Genomic DNA, 17,347 nt, shown 5'->3' with positions numbered 1-17,347 from the left:
CACTCAACTAACGCTCCTGATGATTCGTACCGAAACCACGGCCGTCGGTGGTGCCACCGGCCTGCCGGCCCTGCTGGATACCCCGGCGGAGATTGGTCAGCCGGCCGCGGACGTCGTCCGGAGCGCGGGACACCTGAGGGCCGCCTGCCTGCGGCTGCGACGGCGCGGCGCCGCCCGCGACGAGGTTCGCCCGCGGGATGCGGCGCGGCAGGCCCGAGGGGGTCGCCCCGCCCGCCGCCGGCTCGCGGACCGCCTCGGCGCGCTGGCGCAGCGCGTCGTTGGGCGAGGACCGCCAGTTCGGCGTCTCGCGGGGGAGCGGCTGCGCCACCGGGCCCGCCTGCGCCTGGCCGCCCTGCGCGCCCTGCGGCGCGGCGGACCGCTGCGGTGCCGCGGCGGCCGGGCGTTCGGTACGGGGCCGCTGCTGCGCGGGCTGCTGCTGACCGGGGCCGGTACGGCCCACCGGGCGGGGCGGCGGGGCCTGCTGGCCGCGACCGCCCTGCTCGACGTGGATCTGCTGCATCCGCTCGGCCTGGCCGGTGCGGAACCAGTCCGACTCGATCGCCGAGAAGATCGGCGTGGGCTCGTCGCCGCGGGTCGGGGCCGGCGGCAGCGCCATCGGCTCGGCCGGCGGCTCGGGCCGCTGCGGCTGGCCGGGACGCGGCTGGAACAGCCCGCGCTGCCCGCCCTCGGGCCCGGCGCCGGGCTGCCCGCCCATCCGCTGCTGCCCGCCGTCGCCGAGTTCGGCGCCGTCCCGGGCCGGCATCTGCGGCCGGCCGGTGTCGTACGGCTGCTGCGGCGCGCCCTGCGAGCGGCCGACGGCCGGGGGCACCGGGAACTGCCCGGTACTGCCGTCGTACGGCCCGTCCGCGCGCACCTGCGGGAACTGCGCGGTGTCGCCCGGACCGCCCTGGCCCTGCTGCGGCGGGCGGTTGCCGCCCACCGGCGGCGGGACCGGGAACTGCCCGGTGCCGGCGTCGTACTGCCCCTCGGCGCGCACCTGCGGGAACTGCGCGGTGTCGCCGGGCCCGCCCTGGAGCGGGAACTGGCCGGTGTCACCGGGGCCGCCGGGACCGCCCTGCGCCGGGAACTGGCCCGGGCCGCCCTGCGCGGGGAACTGGCCGGTCTCGCCGGGGCCGCCCGGGCCGTTCTGCCCGTTCGGGACCGGGAAGCGGCCCGTGTCGCCGGGGCCGCCGGGCAGCCGGAACTGGCCGGTGGACTCGGCGCGGTCGCGCCCGGGGCGGGCGAACTGGCCGGTGTCACCGGGGCCGCCCGGACCGCCCTGCGCCGGGAACTGCCCGGTGCCGTACGTCTCCTGCGGGGTGCGCGGGCCCTGGCCGAAGTCCTGGCCGCCGTCGCCTCCGCCGCGGCGGGCCGGGAACTGCCCGGTGTCCTCGCGCGGGAAGGGGTCCTGCCCGAAGTCGTCGCGGGCCGCGGGCACCGCCGGGAACTGCGCGGTGTCGCCGGGGCCGCCCTGCGCCGGGAACTGGCTCGTTTCGCCGCCGCCCTGCTGCCGGGGGCCGGGACGGCCGCCGAAGACGTCGGAGCGGAAGCCGTTCGGGCCGGTGTTCTGCGGCTGCGGGGCCGGGAACTGGCCGCCGCGGCTGCCGCCCTGGCCTGCGCCGTACGGGTCGTCCGCGCCGCCCTGCCGGAAGTCCGCGCGGGCCGCGCTGTCCGGCATGGGGCCCGCCGGGTCGAAGGAGGGTGCCGCCTCGACGTCCTCGTGGCCGCGCGGGGTGTCCTGCAGGCCGCGGTCGTCGGCCGGGAAGCCGCCCTGGCCCTGCGGTCCCTCCTGCGCCGCCCAGCGCGGCGTCCCGGGCTGCTGCTGCGGGTTACCAGGCTGCTGCGGGCCCCCGGGCCGGCCGGCGCCGGCGCCCAGGGCCGGGCGCTGGCCGCCGCCGGCGACCTGGCCGCGCTGCGGGGTCCTGGCGACCTGCGGGGAGTTGCCGAAGGCGTTGGCGATGCCGTTGCCGCCGCCGGCCTGGCCGCCCGCGGCAGCGCCCTGGCCGCCGGCGCCCGCCGCCGCGGGGGCCGCGCCGGCGCGCTGCCCGCCGGCCATCGCGTTGCCCTTGGCCGCGCCGCCCTGCGTCACGTCGACCGGCAGCATGACCAGCGCGGTCGTACCGCCGGAGTCCGAGGGGCGCAGCTGGATGCGGATGCCGTGCCGCAGGGACAGCCGGCCGACCACGAACAGGCCCATGCGGCGGGAGACCGACACGTCCACGGTCGGCGGGTTCGCCAGGCGCTCGTTGATGTCGGCCAGGTCCTCGGGGGACAGGCCGATGCCGGTGTCGTGGATCTCGATCAGCACCCGCCCGTCGGGCAGGGCGTGACCGGTGACCCGCACCTTGGTCTGCGGGGAGGAGAACGACGTGGCGTTCTCCAGCAGCTCGGCGAGCAGGTGGACGAGGTCGTTGACGACGCGGCCGGTGACCTCGGCCGACGGTACCGACGTCAGTTCGATCCGCTCGTACTGCTCCACCTCGGAGGCCGCGGCGCGCAGCACGTCGACCAGCGGGACCGGCCGGGTCCACCGGCGGCCCGGCTCCTCACCGGCGAGGACCAGCAGGTTCTCACCGTTGCGGCGCATACGGGTCGCGAGGTGGTCGAGCTTGAACAGCGAGGACAGCTGGTCCGGGTCGGCCTCGCGGGACTCCAGTTCGGAGATCAGCGACAGCTGGCGCTGGATGAGGCCCTGGCTGCGGCGGGAGAGGTTGGTGAACATCGCGTTGACGTTGCCCCGCAGCAGGGCCTGCTCGGCGGCGAGCCGCACCGCCTCGCTGTGGACCTCGTCGAAGGCGCGGGCCACCTGGCCGATCTCGTCACGGCTGTTGATGCCGATCGACTCGACGGAGGTGTCGACGTCCTGCGGGTCGGCGTCCGACAGCTGCTTGACCAGCTCCGGCAGCCGCTTCTGGGCGACGTCCTGGGCGGTCTGCTGCAGCCGGCGCAGCGAGCGGATCATGGAGCGGGCGACGACGAAGGCGCCGACGACGGCGACACCGAGCACCAGCAGGATGATCGCACCGGAGATCAGCGCGTCCTGCTTGGCCTGGTCCTGCAGCTCCAGCGACTTCTGCCGCAGTTCGTCGAGCAGCGAGCGCTCGATGCGGTTCATCGCGTCGATCTTGGCCTTGGCGGCGTCGTCCCAGTCCAGGTACGACACGCCGGTCAGGTTCGAGATGCCCGTGGGGTCCTGGGCGATCCGCTCGCGCATCGTGTCGTGCGCGGTGATCGTGCTGTTGCCGCCCTCGATCGGCTTGAGCAGCTCGGCGCTGCGGGAGCCGTAGAGGGTGGAGAACTTGGCGAGGTTGACGTCCTCCTGCGCCGCGGCCGACTTCACCGACTGGTAGTCGCCGGGCTCCATGTAGGGCAGGTGGGTCTTGGGGTCCAGGCCCTTGCCCAGGGCGGCGCTGATGACCGCGCGCTGGATCGACTCGTACTCCTTGGCGGACGAGAACGCCGCCAGGGCACGGGTGCTGGTCACCATGTCCGGGTTCTGGGTGGCCTGCGCCATGTCGACCGACAGGCCCAGCAGGGACTGGATGAGGCTGTCGTAGGACGAGACGGTCTGCGCGATCGAGGAGTCCGTGCTGTACGCGCTGCTGCGCATCTGGCTGAGCGCGGTCAGCTGGGTGTCGATCGTGATGAGGCTGGAGCGGATGCCGCTGAAGAGCGAGTCGTTCGACGAGATGTTGTCGCTCGCCTCGCGGTACAGCTTGTACTCGCGGTCGGTGGCCGCCCGCGACGCGGACACCGCGTCGGTCGGGTGGTTGGACGACAGCGGTCCCGCGGAGCTGTCGCGCTCCTCGGCGAGCGCGTCGGCGAGGTCGGTGGCGTGCTCGGCGATGTCGGTCAGCGAGTTCAGCCGCTGCAGCTGGTTGATGTTCTGCAGCGAGTTGTGGATACGCAGACCGCCGAGGCCGGCGGCGGTGACCACCGGCAGAGCCAGCAGCGACACCAGGCGGGTGCTGATCCGCCAGTTGCGCATGGCTATTCGCGAGCCCGGTTTGCCGTCCAGGCCGGTGATCCGGCCTGCCTCGATCCCGCTGGGCGTGCTCGTCCGTCCGGTGGCCGCAGCGGTGCCCGGCGTGGCACCCCCGGAGTCGCCCGCCGCCTGCGCGGGGCCGTTGCCGGTCCCGCCGGGCTGCTGCTCCGGGTCACCCGCCGCGCCGCTGTCCCTCTTGAAACGTCCCTGCACTAGCGTCGCAACCTCTGGACCAGGCGTCCCCCGCGGTGAGGCGATAGGGACGGTGTCGAGTCATGGGGGCCCCGGGCACCCCGGTTTGCGAGGAGTCCGTGCAGGCCCGTCACCGCCGCTCGGTGCTCGTACGCGCCCCCTGCGCGCCGGCTCGATGTGATGCGGCGGTCCGGGGAATTCCAGCACAGTGCCGGATCTCCCAACAAGGCCCGTAGCCGACCTGTTGGATTCCGTGACTGAGCGTTCACGGCGGCACACGGTGCGTTGACATTGGATCTTGGGAAACCCGGACATCGCGGACCTTGGGGTCATGTGTCCATGAGCGGTGCGCGATGTCGCCGACACTCCGCGACCGGGTGTTTCATGGCGGTCGGCGCCGCATGTCCGATTCCGGTACGCCGAGGAAGCGCCCGTAATGCCGGATTTCCCGCTCGCGTCGTGAGCAAAATCACAGGCCGTCAGATGTCTGGCCCGCTCGGTACGGGGAATTGGCGCGGCTAACGTTGTGCTTGACAAGAGTCGTACTTCTGTCAACCGCGGCCCGCGTCGACGGGCCCCGAGCCCGCGAGGTCAAGTCGGCCGTGAAGACCACCCTGATGTCCCGTCGGAAGACCGCCAACCCGCGGCGTACCACTCTTGCCCATCTGAAGGACGCCTCCGAGCTCGGTGTCGTGCCCGTCGAGCGGGCCGCCGAGGCCGAGGCGCCCCGCCCGCTGCCGGCGACCACCGCCAACCCGCGGCGCACGGTGCTCACCGAACTGCCGACGCGCCCCACCGCCTGACCTCCCTTCTCACCTCCCTTTCGCTTTCTCCAGTTCCCTGACCTGCGGCGACGCCCCGACGGGCGCAGGGGTGCCGGGCCACTAAGCTGAGGCCATGCGCATCGCCAGGTTCTCCATCGACGGCAACGTCGCCTTCGGCGCGGTCAAGGGCGACCCGGCCTCCGGCCCGGGAGGGACGGACGGCCTCGTCGTCGACATCATCAAGGGCGTCCCCTTCGCTGACTTCGAGCTCTCGGGGACGAAGGTGCCGCTGGACAAGGTCAGGCTGCTGCCGCCGGTGCTGCCGAGCAAGGTCGTCGCGATCGGCCGCAACTACGCGGCCCACGCAGCCGAGCTCGGCAACGAGGTGCCGGCCGCGCCCTGGGCCTTCTTCAAGCCCTCCACCTCGGTGATCGGCCCCGGCGACAGCATCGTCTACCCCTCGTTCTCCCGCGAGGTCCACCACGAGGCGGAACTCGCGGTCGTCATCGGCCGGCTGTGCCGCGAGGTGCCGCGCGAGCGCGTCAAGGACGTCGTCCTCGGCTACACCTGCGCCAACGACGTCACCGCCCGCGACACCCAGCAGACCGAGAAGCAGTGGGCCCGGGCCAAGGGCTTCGACTCCTCCTGCCCGCTCGGCCCCTGGATCGAGACCGGTATCGGCCTCGACGCCGCCGCGGACCTCGCGATCACCGCGACGGTCAACGGCGAACTGCGGCAGGCCGGCCGCACCGGGCAGATGATCCACCCCATCGAGGACCTCGTCGTCTCGATCACCGAGGCGATGACGCTGCTGCCCGGCGACGTCATCCTCACCGGCACCCCCGCCGGGGTCGGCCCGCTGCACCCCGGCGACGAGGTCGCCGTCACCATCGAAGGCATCGGCACTCTCACCAACAAGGTGATCTCGCGTGGCTAGCGCCCCCACTTCCCCCGACTCCCCGGCAGGCTCCGACGTCCGCGTCCGCTTCTGCCCCTCGCCGACCGGCAACCCGCATGTCGGCCTGGTCCGCACCGCCCTGTTCAACTGGGCCTTCGCCCGCCACCACCAGGGCACCCTGGTGCTGCGCATCGAGGACACCGACGCCGCGCGCGACTCCGAGGAGTCCTACGTCGCGCTGCTGGACTCGCTGCGCTGGCTGGGCCTGGACTGGGACGAGGGCCCCGAGGTCGGCGGCCCGCACGCGCCCTACCGGCAGTCGCAGCGCATGGACGTCTACGCCGACGTCGCCCGGCGGCTGAAGGAGGCCGGCCACGCGTACGACTGCTACTGCTCGGCCGAGGAGCTGGAGGCCCGCCGGGACGCCGCCCGCGCCGCCGGCCGCCCCTCCGGCTATGACGGCCACTGCCGCGACCTCACGCCCGAGCAGACGGCGCGGTACGTCGCCGAGGGCCGCACCCCGATCGTGCGCTTCCGCATGCCGGACAAGACCATCACCTTCACCGACCTGGTGCGCGGCGAGCTGACCTTCGCCCCGGAGAACGTCCCGGACTACGGCATCGTCCGCGCCACCGGGGCGCCGCTCTACACCCTGGTCAACCCGGTCGACGACGCCCTGATGGGCATCACCCACGTACTGCGCGGCGAGGACCTGCTGTCCTCCACCCCGCGGCAGATCGCCCTCTACGAGGCCCTGATCGAGCTGGGCGTGGCCAAGCAGATCCCGGGCTTCGGGCACCTGCCGTACGTCATGGGCGAGGGCAACAAGAAGCTCTCCAAGCGCGACCCGGAGTCCTCGCTCAACCTCTACCGCGAGCGCGGCTTCCTGCCCGACGGGCTGCTGAACTACCTCTCACTGCTGGGCTGGTCCTTCTCCGCCGACAAGGACGTCTTCACGCCCGCCGAGATGGTCGCGAAGTTCGACATCGGCGACGTCAACGCCAACCCGGCGCGCTTCGACCTGAAGAAGGCCGAGGCGATCAACGCCGACCACATCCGGCTGCTGGCGCCCGCCGACTTCGCCGAGGCGTGCCGGCCGTGGCTGCGCGCCCCGCACGCGCCCTGGGCGCCGGAGGACTTCGACGAGTCCGCCTGGCAGGCCATCGCGCCCTACGCGCAGACCCGGCTGACGGTGCTGTCCGACATCACCGCGAACGTCGACTTCCTCTTCCTGCCCGAGCCCGCCGACGACGAGCCGTCGTGGGCCAAGGCGATGAAGGAGGGCGCGGACGCGCTGCTGGCCACCGCCCGCGAGAAGCTGGCCGGCGCCGACTGGTCGAGCCCGGAGGCGCTCAAGGAGGCCGTGCTGGCCGCCGGCGAGGCGCACGGCCTCAAGCTCGGCAAGGCGCAGGCGCCGGTGCGGGTCGCCGTCACCGGGCGCACGGTGGGCCTGCCGCTCTTCGAGTCGCTCCAGGTGCTCGGCCGCGAGCGCTCACTGGCCCGGATCGACCGTGCCCTGGCCAGGCTCGCGGGTTAGATTGCCTCCATGGCGATCCGCGCGGTGCTGTGGGACATCGACGACACACTCTTCGACTACGACGGCGCGGAACGCACCGGAATGCGGCACCACCTGGCACACGAGGGCCTGCCCGACGCCTACGACGGCGTCGAGCAGGCCCTCGACCGCTGGCGGGACCTGACCGTACGGCACTGGCAGCGCCTCGCCGCCGGTGAGACCGACTTCCCCGGCCGGCACTGGGACCGGGTACGGGACTTCCTCGGCCGCCCGCTGTCCGACACCGAGGCCGAGGAGTGGTTCGAGCGCCACCGGCGGCACTACGAGGCCGCCTGGGCGCTCTTCCCGGACGCCGTGCCCGCCCTGGACGGCCTGGCCGCCGGCTACCGGCACGCGGTGCTGTCCAACTCCGCCTTCGAGCACCAGGACCGCAAGCTGCGCGCCCTCGGCGTGCGGGACCGCTTCGAGGTGCTGCTGTGCGCCGCCGAGCTCGGCGTCTCCAAGCCCGAGGCCGCGGCCTTCCACGCCGCCTGCGACGCCCTGGGGCTGCCGCCGCACGAGGTCGCGTACGTCGGCAACGAGCCGGACATCGATGCCCGCGGGGCGACCGAGGCGGGGCTGCTGGGCATCTGGCTGGACCGCCGCGGAACCGGCGACCGCCCCGACCTCACCCGCATCACCGGGCTCGCCGAGCTGGCCCCGATGCTGCGCCCCGATACTCGTTTTGGAGCGGTGTCCCTGATCGGGTAATGTTCTTCCTGCGCCGCCCGAGAGGGCCGAAAGGCCCGGCCGGGAGCGCAAGCCGAACAAGACCCCCAGGGGTTGCGTTCCGGTGGGGTATGGTGTAATTGGCAACACGGCTGATTCTGGTTCAGCTATTCTAGGTTCGAGTCCTGGTACCCCAGCGCGTCTCATGCGAGCCCCCGTTGTGTAGCGGCCTAGCACGCTGCCCTCTCAAGGCAGTAGCGCCGGTTCGAATCCGGTCGGGGGTACTGATCCTTTATTCCGTCCCCTCCGGGTCGCTCCCGGTCGTGATGATGTGAGGATCGCCAGGCCTGCCCCCGTTGTGTAGCGGCCTAGCACGCTGCCCTCTCAAGGCAGTAGCGCCGGTTCGAATCCGGTCGGGGGTACGCATTCGCAGAGCCTGCGAAACCGAGCCCGTCGCGCCAGCCGCGGCGGGCTCCGGTGTTTCCCGGGCCCGTCTCGTAAGCTCGCCCCTGCCCCGTCTCGTACGGACGCTCCGGCCCGCGGCGACGTCGGCGCGGACCGGGGCGTACCCGTGGACGTAAGAGATCAGCCGGAGCGGCGCAGCGCCTCGCTGAGCCGGGCGGCGGCGTCCACCACGGCCTGGGCGTGCATACGGCCCGGGTGCCGGGTCAGCCGCTCGATCGGCCCGGACACCGACACCGCGGCCACCACCCGGTTCGACGGCCCGCGCACCGGCGCCGAGACCGACGCCACGCCCGGCTCGCGCTCACCGATCGACTGCGACCAGCCGCGCCGCCGCACCCCGGACAGCGCCGTGGCCGTGAAACGCGCCCCCTGGAGCCCGCGGTGCAGCCGCTCCGGCTCCTCCCAGGCCATCAGCACCTGCGCCGCGGAGCCGGCCTTCATCGGCAGCGTGGAGCCGACCGGCACGGTGTCCCGCAGTCCGGACAGCCGCTCGGCCGCGGCCACGCAGATGCGCATGTCGCCCTGCCGGCGGTAGAGCTGGGCGCTCTCGCCGGTCACGTCCCGGAGGTGGGTGAGCACCGGTCCGGCCGTCGCGAGCAGCCGGTCCTCGCCCGCGGCGGCGGCCAGCTCGGACAGCCGGGGGCCCAGGATGAAGCGGCCCTGCATGTCGCGGGCCACCATGCGATGGTGTTCGAGCGCGACCGCCAGCCGGTGCGCGGTGGGGCGGGCGAGGCCCGTGGCGCCGACAAGGCCGGCCAGGGTGGCCGGTCCTGACTCCAGTGCGCTCAGCACCAGAGCCGCCTTGTCGAGAACGCCGACGCCGCTAGAGTTGTCCATGCAACGATATTCGCGTCTCACACTGTGAAACGCAAGTTCAATTTTTCCCGGAAGCCGTCAGGCTGGACACACAGCGCACCACAGGGCGCGGAAAACACACCGAGTTGGCCGGGGGCGACGATGCCTCGCGGGCCGGGAGGACAGCGATGGGTAGGACACTCGCGGAAAAAGTCTGGGACGACCATGTCGTCCGCCGCGCCGAAGGCGAGCCCGATCTGCTCTTCATCGATCTCCACCTGCTCCACGAGGTGACCAGCCCGCAGGCGTTCGACGGGCTGCGGATGAACGGCCGGCAGGTGCGCCGCACCGACCTCACCATCGCCACCGAGGACCACAACACCCCCACCCTCGACATCGACAAGCCCATCGCCGACCCGGTCTCGCGCACCCAGCTGGAGACGCTGCGCAAGAACTGCGCGGAGTTCGGCGTGCGGCTGCACCCGCTCGGTGACGTCGAGCAGGGCGTGGTGCACGTCGTCGGCCCGCAGCTGGGCCTGACGCAGCCCGGCACCACCGTGGTGTGCGGCGACAGCCACACCTCCACCCACGGCGCGTTCGGCGCGCTGGCGTTCGGTATCGGCACCTCGCAGGTCGAGCATGTGCTGGCCACCCAGACGCTGCCGCTGGCGCCGTTCAGGACGATGGCGGTCACCGTCGACGGCGAACTGCCCGAGGGCGTCACCGCCAAGGACCTGATCCTCGCCGTGATCGCCCAGATCGGCACCGGCGGCGGCCAGGGCTACGTCATCGAGTACCGCGGCTCGGCCATCGAGAAGCTGTCGATGGAGTCCCGGATGACCGTGTGCAACATGTCGATCGAGGCGGGCGCGCGGGCCGGCATGATCGCCCCCGACCAGACCACCTTCGACTACCTCAAGGGCCGGGTGCACGCCCCCGCCGGCGAGGACTGGGACGCGGCGGTGGCGTACTGGAAGACGCTGCGCACCGACGACGACGCGGTCTTCGACCACGAGGTCCGCATCGACGCCGCCACCCTGTCGCCGTTCGTGACGTGGGGCACCAACCCCGGCCAGGGCGCGCCGCTGAGCGCGTCGGTCCCGGACCCGGCGTCCTTCGCCGACCCCGGCGACCGGCTGTCGGCGCAGAAGGCGCTGGAGTACATGGGCCTGAGCGCCGGGCAGCCGCTGCGCGAGGTCGCGGTGGACACCGTCTTCGTCGGCTCCTGCACCAACGGCCGGATCGAGGACCTGCGGGCCGCGGCCTCGGTCGTCGAGGGCCGCAAGGTGGCCGACGGCGTCCGCATGCTGGTTGTGCCGGGCTCGGTAAGGGTCGCGCTGCAGGCCGTCGAGGAGGGGCTGGACAAGGTCTTCACCGCGGCCGGCGCCGAGTGGCGGCACGCGGGCTGCTCGATGTGCCTGGGCATGAACCCCGACCAACTCGCGCCCGGCGAGCGCAGCGCGTCCACGTCCAACCGCAACTTCGAAGGACGGCAGGGCAAGGGCGGCCGTACCCACCTGGTCTCCCCGCAGGTCGCCGCGGCGACCGCGGTGGTGGGCCGGCTGGCCTCGCCCGCCGACCTGTCCGACGCGCCCGTCCTGACGGAGGTCTGAGCCCCATGGAAGCATTCACCACCCACACCGGCCGGGCCGTGCCGCTGCGCCGCGGCAACGTCGACACCGACCAGATCATCCCGGCGCACTGGCTGAAGAAGGTCACCCGCAACGGCTTCGAGGACGGGCTGTTCGAGGCCTGGCGCAAGGACCCGGAGTTCGTGCTCAACGCCCCCGAGCGGCAGGGCGCGACCGTGCTGGTCGCCGGGCCCGACTTCGGCACCGGCTCCTCGCGCGAGCACGCCGTGTGGGCGCTGCAGAACTACGGCTTCAAGACCGTGCTCTCGTCCCGCTTCGCCGACATCTTCCGCGGCAACTCGCTGAAGAACGGCCTGCTCACGGTGGTGCTGCCGCAGGAGACCATCGAGCAGCTGTGGAAGCTGACCGAGGCCGACCCGGCCGCCGAGATCACCGTCGACCTGGTCGACCGCGAGGTGCGCGCCGAGGGCGTCACCGCGCCGTTCGAGCTGGACGACAACGCCCGCTGGCGGCTGCTGGAAGGGCTCGACGACATCAGCCTGACGCTGGCCAACGAGGCGGACATCGCCGCTTACGAGGCCCGCCGGCCGTCGTTCAAGCCCAGCACCGTCCGGGTCTGACCGCACCCCGGCCCGAACCTCCCGCCGTACGGCGCTTCCCGTACGGCCCAGGCGCCCTCCGCGACATGCGCGGGGGGCGCTTTCGCGTGCCCACGCGCCCCCGGCGCGCTCGGCCGAAGGACCGGTCCGGGAGCCCCGGAGCACCCGGTTGGCCCTGTCATGGCCGACAACTCGCCGCAGATGGCACAATCGACGCATGGAACCCGACGGCCAACTCCAGCTCTACGGGGTTCTCGCCGCGCGTCTGAAGCAGGCGCACACCCGGGTCGCCAATCCCGAAGTCCCTGATGAGACCAGGCGGGAGCTCACCCGCAGGCTGCTCGCCGTGACCGCCGCCGCCAAGCACGACCTGGCCGACGCCGCCCGGCGTCTGGACGTCCTGACCGCCGAGTTGGACGCCCTCCAAATCCCCGATCGCTGATCACGTAACGCCCGATCTTGTTGCGGCACAAGGGTGATTCGCCCGTTTCGTATTTGATTTGCGGTATATATCCGCCTAGCGTGCGAAAAGGCCCGCACTCATTCGCCGGGCAAGTTTCCGAAGGGGAAGACGTGAACAAGGCGCAGCTCGTAGAAGCGATTGCCGACAAGGTAGGCGGCCGGCAGTCCGCCGCGGACGCGGTTGACGCGGTTCTCGACGCGATCGTCCGCGCGGTGGTGGCCGGCGACCGGGTGTCGGTCACCGGCTTTGGCTCGTTCGAGAAGGTCGAACGGCCGGCCCGCTACGCTCGCAACCCCCAGACCGGGGAGCGGGTCCGGGTCAAGAAGACCTCCGTGCCGCGCTTCCGGGCCGGCCAGGGCTTCAAGGACCTGGTCAGCGGGACGAAGAAGCTGCCGCGCACCGGCGAGGTGTCGGTCAAGAAGGCCCCCAAGGGCAGCCTGACCGGCGGCGGCGCGTCCACCACCGCGCGGACCGCCACGAAGAAGGCCGCCGCCAAGAAGGCCACCACCGCCAAGAAGACCGCGGCGAAGAAGACCACGGCCGCCAAGAAGACCGCCTCGAAGTCCACCACGGCGAAGAAGGCGACGCCGAAGAAGGCCGCCGCGAAGAAGACCACCGCCAAGAAGGCCCCGGCCAAGAAGGCGACCGCCAAGAAGACCCCGGGCAAGAAGGCCTCGGCCCGCAAGACCTCGCCCCGGCGCACCGCCGCCAGGTAGGCCGCCGCACCGCACGACCCCGCTCCCACCGCACCACCGCACCGGGCCGGGCACCCCGAGGGTGACCCGGCCCGCGCCATGCCGTGCTGTTCTGTGCTGCTGTGCCGTCCTGCTGTGTCCCGGCTCCTACCGGCTGTCACCGGCTGCTACGCGTGTTACGCGCCCGGGTCCGGATACGTCTGCAGCGTCACGAACACCACCCGGCGCGCGGCGCCCTCGCCCTCGGTGCGGATCCGCACCCGCTGGCCGGCCCGCAGCAGCCGCAGGCCCCCCGCGTCGAAGGCCGCGGCGTCGAACGGCACCGGCGTCCCGTCGTCCAGCAGCACGCTGCCCGCACGGGTGCCCGGGTCAAAGGTGAACGCGGTGGCTTGCATACGCCCACCTTAGGGGGTGGCCTAGGCCGTACACGTCGGCAGCAGCCGCGCGGTGCGCGGGCCCACGCCCAGCGCCCGGGCCTCCTCCAGGTCCGCGCCGGTGTCCACGTCCCGGCGGACCGACTCCACGTCCGGCAGCGTGATCTCCCGCGCCCCCGACGCCAGGTGCCGGGCCCGGGAGGCACCGCCGAAGCCGGGGGAGAGCGGCACACCCGGCGACGCGGTGAGCAACGTTGTCCCCACGCCGGCCGCATCGGCCAGGAAAGCCCGCCCCGGCAGCCGCGCGGCCTCAAGCAGCACCGCGGTGAGCTCCGCGGGCCGCAAGGCCGGCAGATCGCCGTTCAGCGCCCCGACCGCCGCCCCCGCCGACCGCAGCCGTACCCGCTCCGCCCCGTACCGCAGCGCCGCGTTCAGCCCCGCCGCCGGTACGTCGGCCACCACCAGCGCGCCCAGCGCCGCCACTTCCGCGCCCGCCACCGGGTCGTCGGTCACCACCGTGACATCCGCCACGCCCGCGCATTCCAGCGCCCCGGCCACCGTGTCGAGCACGAAAGCCAGCGCCAGCGCCGGGCGCACCGCACCGGCCGCCCGCGCCAACCGGCTCTTGGCCACCGCGAGCGGCTTGAGCGGCACGACCAGCGACCACCTACGCGTCACATCCACCGGACCATTGTCACCGAGTGGCAGAGGTGCCCCCCTGCGGCCGGAGACCTGGCGTTAGTCTCTGGTAGCCGCGATGCTGAGCGGCAGCGCCAACGCAACGAAGAGGAGTCCGGGTGTCTGGCCGCAGAATCGGTTTCTGGTACCGCCTGGCGGCAGTCCTCGTGAAACCGCCGCTCATTGTGCTGTTCAAGCGGGATTGGCGCGGAATGGAGCACATTCCGGCCGAGGGCGGATTCATCACCGCGGTGAACCACAACTCGTACCTCGACCCGCTGTCGTACGCGCATTACCAGTACAACACCGGCCGGGTACCGCGCTTCCTGGCCAAAGCCGCGCTGTTCAAGCCGGCCGTCGTCGGCACGATGCTGCGCGGCACCGGCCAGATCCCGGTCTTCCGGGACACCACCGACGCCGCCAACGCCTTCCGCGCCGCCGTCGCCGCCATCCACGCCGGCGAATGCGTCGCCTTCTACCCCGAGGGCACCCTCACCCGCGACCCCGACCTGTGGCCGATGGTCTCCAAGACCGGTATCGCCCGCGTCGCGCTGCTCACCAAGGCTCCCGTCATCCCGGTCGCCCAGTGGGGCGCCAACGAGGCCGTGCCGCCGTACGCCAAGACCAAGCGGGTACGCCTCTTCCCGCGCAAGACGCTGCGGGTGCTCGCCGGACCGCCGGTGGACCTGAGCGCCTACTACGGCCAGGAGCCCACCGCCGAGCTGCTGCGCGAGGTCACCGAGACCGTCATGCGCGCGGTCACCGCACTCCTCGCCGAACTGCGCGGCGAGCCCGCCCCCGACGGGCTGTACGACCCGCGCGCGGCACGGGAGGCCAAGTGACGGCGCGCTGCGCGGTCTACGGCACGGGCTCGTGGGGCACCGCCTTCGCGATGGTGCTGGCCGACGCCGGCTGCCAGGTGTCGCTGTGGGGCCGCAGGCCCGAGGTCGTCGACGCCATCAACACCGGCCGCCGCAACCCCGACTACCACCCCGCGCTCGAACTGCCCGCCGCCGTCACCGCGACCGCCGACCCGGCCGAGGCCGCCCACGACGCGGAACTGGTCTTCCTCACCGTGCCCTCGCAGACGCTGCGCGGCAACCTCGCCGCGTGGGCGCCGCTGCTGCGCCCCGACGCGGTGCTGGTCAGCCTCATGAAAGGCGTCGAACTCGGCACCGCCAAGCGGATGACCGAGGTCATCGAGGAGGTCGCCAAGGCCGGGCCCGAACGCGTCGCGGTGCTCTCCGGCCCCAACCTCGCCCCGGAGATCGCCGAACGGCAGCCCGCCGCCTCCGTCGTGGCCTGCCGGGACGACGCCGTGGCCCGCCGTATCCAGGCCGCCTGCCACACCGCCTACTTCCGGCCGTACACCAACACCGACGTCGTCGGCTGCGAACTGGGCGGCGCCGTCAAGAACGTCATCGGCCTGGCCGTGGGCATCGCCGACGGCATGGGCCTGGGCGACAACACCAAGGCGTCGCTGATCACCCGCGGCCTCGCCGAGACCACCCGGCTGGGCCTTGCCATGGGCGCCGACGCGTACACCTTCGCCGGCCTGGCCGGCATGGGCGACCTAGTCGCCACCTGCTCCTCGCCGCTGTCGCGCAACCACACCTTCGGCACCAACCTCGGCCGCGGCATGAGCCTGGCCGAGACCATCGCGGTCACCCGGCAGACCGCCGAGGGCGTCAAATCCTGTGAGTCGGTGGCGGAACTCGCCCGCCGCCACGGCGTGGACATGCCGATCACCGAGACCGTGGTCGATATCGTTCACAACGGAAAACCGCCGGTCGTGGCCGTGCGGGAATTGATGTCACGGTCCGCGAAGCCCGAAAGGTAAGGTCGACGCGACATGACCCACCTGCCTTCACCCCCCAGCCCGGGAGGCGCCGAACCCGGCCGCCCCTCCCCGTCGGGGTACACCCGCAAACCGCGCGTCGCCGTCGTCTTCGGCGGACGCAGCTCGGAACACGGCGTCTCGGTGGTGACCGCGGCCAGCCTGCTGCGCGCCATCGACCGCGACAAGTACGACGTCCTGCCCATCGGCATCACCGCCGAGGGCCGCTGGGCGCTGACCGCCGACGAACCCGAGCGGATGGGCATCGCCGACCGGAAGATGCCCACCGTCGAGCAGGTCGCCGACCACGAGGGCGCCGTCGTGCTGCCGGTGGACCCCGGCAACCGCGAGGTCGTCTACACCGAGGCCGGCGCGGTCCCCAAGGCGCTCGGCGAGGTCGATGTCGTCTTCCCGCTGCTGCACGGCCCCTACGGCGAGGACGGCACCCTCCAGGGCCTGCTGGAGCTGTCCGGCGTGCCGTATGTCGGCGCCGGCGTGCTGGCGTCGGCCATCGGCATGGACAAGGAGTACATGAAGCGGGTCTTCACCTCCTTCGGCCTCGCCGTCGGCCCCTACACGGTGATCCGCCCGCGCGACTGGGACCGCGACCGGGGCGCGGCGCGCGACCGCGTCCTGGCCTTCGCCGCGACCCACGGCTGGCCGCTGTTCGTCAAGCCCGCCCGCGGCGGCTCCTCCTTCGGCATCAGCAAGGTCGAAGGGCCCGAAGGGCTGGACGCCGCGATCGCCGAGGCCCGCCGGCACGACCCGAAGGTCGTCGTGGAGGCGCTGCTGCGCGGCCGGGAGATCGAGTGCGGGGTGCTGGAGTTCGAGGACGGGCCGCGCGCCTCGCTGCCCGCCGAGATCCCGCCGGTCACCGCGCACGCCTTCTACGACTTCGAGGCGAAGTACATCGACTCCGCCGAGGGCATCGTGCCGGCCCCGCTCACCCCCGAGCAGACCGCCGAGGTCCAGCGGCTCGCCGTCGCCGCTTTCGAGGCCGCCTCCTGCGAGGGCCTGGTGCGGGCGGACTTCTTCCTGCTCGACAGCGGCGAGTTCGTCATCAACGAGATCAACACCATGCCGGGCTTCACGCCCATCTCGATGTACCCGCGCATGTGGCAGGAGAGCGGCGTCGGCTACCCCGAACTCGTCGACCGGCTCATCCAGGCCGCGCTGCGCCGCTCCACCGGGCTGCGCTGAAACGTCCCTGCTGTGCCCGTCCCGACCCGGTACGCGCCCCCGCGGCCGTACCGGGTCCGGCCGTTGCGCCACGGCGCCGGCCTACAGGTCGGGGATCGTGCGCTTCACCGGCCCGGCGAGGTCGGACAGCGCGGTGAGACCCGCGGCGTACTGCTTGGGCAGCGTCACCTCGACGTACACCGAGCGCAGCGTCGTGGTCAGCAGCAGCCCGCCGCCGGGGCCCTCCTCGACCGACCAGCTGACCCCGTCGACGCCGATGCCGTCCGCGTCGTCGTCGTTGTCGATCTCCGGACGCGGCACCCCGCAGCGCAGCTTGATCGACGGACTTCCCCACCCGGCCGTCAGGTCGGAGGCCGGCTTGAGATCATGCCGGGGGAGGCCGTCGACCTCCTGCGGCAGCGCGTCGTGCAGCGCCCGGCAGTACCCGGCGGCGACCGGGTCAGGAACCGGTACGGCCACGGTGTCGTCATCACCGCTGCCGGACACGGCGAAACCGTAGGCCGCCGCCGCTGCAAGGCACGCGACGGCGGACACGTTGATCAGGACGATCCGGTGAAACCATGCCACCGGCCGAGCATATCGGGGG

At 72.7% G+C, this 17,347-nt stretch carries 16 protein-coding genes and 3 tRNA genes; 14 read left to right on the top strand and 5 right to left on the bottom strand.

What is annotated here, in order from left to right; all coding sequences use genetic code 11:
* Window positions 1-7: 7 nt before the first annotated feature.
* A complete protein-coding gene (locus HCN08_RS25490; RefSeq protein ID WP_167985566.1) occupies window positions 8-4,198 on the bottom strand; it encodes a sensor histidine kinase in 4,191 nt (1,396 codons plus the stop codon).
* Between the two features lie 581 nt (window positions 4,199-4,779).
* Between HCN08_RS25490 and HCN08_RS25485 the strand changes: the two genes are divergently transcribed.
* From HCN08_RS25485 to HCN08_RS25455, 7 genes are all read left to right on the top strand, one after another.
* Window positions 4,780-4,980 (top strand): hypothetical protein, encoded by a 201-nt coding sequence (locus HCN08_RS25485; RefSeq protein ID WP_167985565.1) that lies wholly within the window; start codon window positions 4,780-4,782, stop codon window positions 4,978-4,980.
* 94 nt (window positions 4,981-5,074) lie between these two features.
* The gene (locus HCN08_RS25480) at window positions 5,075-5,878 is read left to right on the top strand and encodes a fumarylacetoacetate hydrolase family protein (RefSeq protein ID WP_167985564.1); all 804 of its coding nucleotides are present in this window, start codon (window positions 5,075-5,077) and stop codon (window positions 5,876-5,878) included.
* On the top strand, window positions 5,871-7,376 hold the full coding sequence (gene gltX / locus HCN08_RS25475; protein WP_167985563.1) for a glutamate--tRNA ligase: 1,506 nt from the start codon (window positions 5,871-5,873) through the stop codon (window positions 7,374-7,376). Before HCN08_RS25480 ends, gltX begins: the two co-directional genes overlap by 8 nt.
* Before the next feature lie 9 nt (window positions 7,377-7,385).
* Window positions 7,386-8,105, top strand: coding sequence for an HAD family hydrolase (locus tag HCN08_RS25470; RefSeq protein ID WP_167985562.1), 720 nt, complete (start codon window positions 7,386-7,388; stop codon window positions 8,103-8,105).
* Window positions 8,106-8,188: 83 nt separating this feature from the next.
* Window positions 8,189-8,260, top strand: a tRNA-Gln gene (locus HCN08_RS25465).
* A 14-nt stretch (window positions 8,261-8,274) separates the two neighbouring features.
* A tRNA-Glu gene (locus HCN08_RS25460) sits at window positions 8,275-8,347 on the top strand.
* Between the two features lie 65 nt (window positions 8,348-8,412).
* Window positions 8,413-8,485, top strand: a tRNA-Glu gene (locus HCN08_RS25455).
* A gap of 163 nt (window positions 8,486-8,648) precedes the next feature.
* Here the strand turns inward: HCN08_RS25455 and ndgR are convergent.
* The gene (ndgR, locus tag HCN08_RS25450) at window positions 8,649-9,365 is read right to left on the bottom strand and encodes an IclR family transcriptional regulator NdgR (protein WP_033173104.1); all 717 of its coding nucleotides are present in this window, start codon (window positions 9,363-9,365) and stop codon (window positions 8,649-8,651) included.
* A 146-nt stretch (window positions 9,366-9,511) separates the two neighbouring features.
* Here ndgR and leuC point away from each other — a divergent pair, with 146 nt between their 5' ends.
* The 4 genes from leuC to HCN08_RS25430 all read left to right on the top strand — a co-directional run bounded on the left by leuC (window position 9,512) and on the right by HCN08_RS25430 (window position 12,693).
* Window positions 9,512-10,936 (top strand): 3-isopropylmalate dehydratase large subunit, encoded by a 1,425-nt coding sequence (leuC, locus tag HCN08_RS25445; RefSeq protein WP_167985561.1) that lies wholly within the window; start codon window positions 9,512-9,514, stop codon window positions 10,934-10,936.
* A gap of 5 nt (window positions 10,937-10,941) precedes the next feature.
* Window positions 10,942-11,535: a 3-isopropylmalate dehydratase small subunit gene (gene leuD, locus HCN08_RS25440; RefSeq protein WP_167985560.1), complete on the top strand. Its 594-nt coding sequence runs from the start codon at window positions 10,942-10,944 to the stop codon at window positions 11,533-11,535.
* Window positions 11,536-11,731: 196 nt separating this feature from the next.
* Window positions 11,732-11,956: an SCO5555 family protein gene (locus tag HCN08_RS25435; RefSeq protein WP_167985559.1), complete on the top strand. Its 225-nt coding sequence runs from the start codon at window positions 11,732-11,734 to the stop codon at window positions 11,954-11,956.
* Between the two features lie 131 nt (window positions 11,957-12,087).
* Window positions 12,088-12,693, top strand: coding sequence for an HU family DNA-binding protein (locus HCN08_RS25430; RefSeq protein ID WP_167985558.1), 606 nt, complete (start codon window positions 12,088-12,090; stop codon window positions 12,691-12,693).
* 155 nt (window positions 12,694-12,848) lie between these two features.
* Here HCN08_RS25430 and HCN08_RS25425 read toward each other — a convergent pair whose 3' ends face one another.
* Window positions 12,849-13,067, bottom strand: a complete 219-nt coding sequence (locus HCN08_RS25425) for a hypothetical protein (RefSeq protein ID WP_167985557.1) — start codon at window positions 13,065-13,067, stop codon at window positions 12,849-12,851.
* Window positions 13,068-13,088: 21 nt separating this feature from the next.
* A complete protein-coding gene (cofC, locus tag HCN08_RS25420) occupies window positions 13,089-13,730 on the bottom strand; it encodes a 2-phospho-L-lactate guanylyltransferase (RefSeq protein ID WP_322974673.1) in 642 nt (213 codons plus the stop codon).
* Window positions 13,731-13,843: 113 nt separating this feature from the next.
* Between cofC and HCN08_RS25415 the strand changes: the two genes are divergently transcribed.
* The 3 genes from HCN08_RS25415 to HCN08_RS25405 are packed head-to-tail and all read left to right on the top strand — an operon-like array spanning window position 13,844 to window position 16,761.
* The gene (locus HCN08_RS25415) at window positions 13,844-14,566 is read left to right on the top strand and encodes a lysophospholipid acyltransferase family protein (protein WP_167985556.1); all 723 of its coding nucleotides are present in this window, start codon (window positions 13,844-13,846) and stop codon (window positions 14,564-14,566) included.
* Between the two features lie 50 nt (window positions 14,567-14,616).
* Window positions 14,617-15,564, top strand: coding sequence for an NAD(P)H-dependent glycerol-3-phosphate dehydrogenase (locus HCN08_RS25410; RefSeq protein ID WP_240970443.1), 948 nt, complete (start codon window positions 14,617-14,619; stop codon window positions 15,562-15,564).
* Window positions 15,565-15,576: 12 nt separating this feature from the next.
* The gene (locus tag HCN08_RS25405; protein ID WP_167985554.1) at window positions 15,577-16,761 is read left to right on the top strand and encodes a D-alanine--D-alanine ligase family protein; all 1,185 of its coding nucleotides are present in this window, start codon (window positions 15,577-15,579) and stop codon (window positions 16,759-16,761) included.
* 81 nt (window positions 16,762-16,842) lie between these two features.
* Here HCN08_RS25405 and HCN08_RS25400 read toward each other — a convergent pair whose 3' ends face one another.
* On the bottom strand, window positions 16,843-17,328 hold the full coding sequence (locus HCN08_RS25400) for a DUF3515 domain-containing protein (protein ID WP_322974672.1): 486 nt from the start codon (window positions 17,326-17,328) through the stop codon (window positions 16,843-16,845).
* Window positions 17,329-17,347: the final 19 nt, after the last annotated feature.

Source organism: Actinacidiphila epipremni, from assembly GCF_012034175.1.
In the GTDB taxonomy this organism is placed as follows: domain Bacteria; phylum Actinomycetota; class Actinomycetes; order Streptomycetales; family Streptomycetaceae; genus Actinacidiphila; species Actinacidiphila epipremni.
Note: the sequence above shows the minus strand (reverse complement) of the source record. Positions and strands in the feature narration are given on the sequence as shown.

Excerpts from the sequence above, each read along its gene's own strand:
- HCN08_RS25480 (WP_167985564.1), top strand. The coding sequence starts at position 5,075 with ATGCGCATCGCCAGGTTCTCCATCGACGGCAACGTCGCCTTCGGCGCG.
- HCN08_RS25470 (WP_167985562.1), top strand. The coding sequence starts at position 7,386 with ATGGCGATCCGCGCGGTGCTGTGGGACATCGACGACACACTCTTCGAC.
- ndgR (WP_033173104.1), bottom strand. The coding sequence starts at position 9,365 with ATGGACAACTCTAGCGGCGTCGGCGTTCTCGACAAGGCGGCTCTGGTG.
- leuC (WP_167985561.1), top strand. The coding sequence starts at position 9,512 with ATGGGTAGGACACTCGCGGAAAAAGTCTGGGACGACCATGTCGTCCGC.
- leuD (WP_167985560.1), top strand. The coding sequence starts at position 10,942 with ATGGAAGCATTCACCACCCACACCGGCCGGGCCGTGCCGCTGCGCCGC.
- HCN08_RS25435 (WP_167985559.1), top strand. The coding sequence starts at position 11,732 with ATGGAACCCGACGGCCAACTCCAGCTCTACGGGGTTCTCGCCGCGCGT.
- HCN08_RS25425 (WP_167985557.1), bottom strand. The coding sequence starts at position 13,067 with ATGCAAGCCACCGCGTTCACCTTTGACCCGGGCACCCGTGCGGGCAGC.
- HCN08_RS25410 (WP_240970443.1), top strand. The coding sequence starts at position 14,617 with ATGGTGCTGGCCGACGCCGGCTGCCAGGTGTCGCTGTGGGGCCGCAGG.
- HCN08_RS25405 (WP_167985554.1), top strand. The coding sequence starts at position 15,577 with ATGACCCACCTGCCTTCACCCCCCAGCCCGGGAGGCGCCGAACCCGGC.